The organism is Vibrio sp. 1641, assembly GCF_033339995.1.
Lineage (GTDB): Bacteria > Pseudomonadota > Gammaproteobacteria > Enterobacterales > Vibrionaceae > Vibrio > Vibrio alginolyticus.
Map to the genome: position 1 here is coordinate 1 of NZ_JAWOVP010000326.1, position 599 is coordinate 599.

Annotated in this window: 1 protein-coding gene; it reads left to right on the top strand. The window is 46.9% G+C overall.

From position 1 onward, the window contains the following. A partial coding sequence (locus R7Z47_RS25785) for a thermostable hemolysin (protein ID WP_318130886.1) occupies positions 1 to 527 on the top strand: 527 nt, incomplete at its 5' end. Positions 528 to 599: the final 72 nt, after the last annotated feature.

Below are 599 nucleotides of genomic sequence, written 5' to 3' on the forward strand. Positions count from 1 at the left end.
AGCATGTTTCTCAGCGTTATCAAGAAGCATTCTTTGCCGAGCTAAAACAATTTATGCCGGCGTATTTAACCCTCATTGAAGGCGGCCAAATTGTTTCCGTATGCGGCTTTCGCATCGCCGAAGATGAGCCCTTGTTCCTTGAACAGTATTTAGAAGACGACGCCCAAAAGCTGGTTTCTAACGTATTTAACTGCGACGTAAAACGTTCGAACTTAGTGGAATTCGGTCACTTGGCATCTTTCGCTAAGGGCATGTCGTCTCTGCACTTCTACCTCATCGCAGAAATGCTGGTCAACCTCGGTTTTGAATGGTGCATCTTCACCGCGACAGACCCACTTCACGCCATGATGGCGCGCTTAGGATTGGAGCCTCATATCATCGCGCAGGCCGATCAAAACAAAGTCCCCGATGCCGAGTCCACTTGGGGGTCGTACTACGAACATCAACCGCGTGTGTTAGCTGGCAATTTGCAAAAAGGACTAGAGCGTCTTCGATTAGTCCAAGAAAGAAAACGCAAACAAGCCTAGATAGAAAAGTAAACGTCGTTAAAACCGCAAACACAACCACAACAACTTGGTTAAACACAACGCAGAATATAG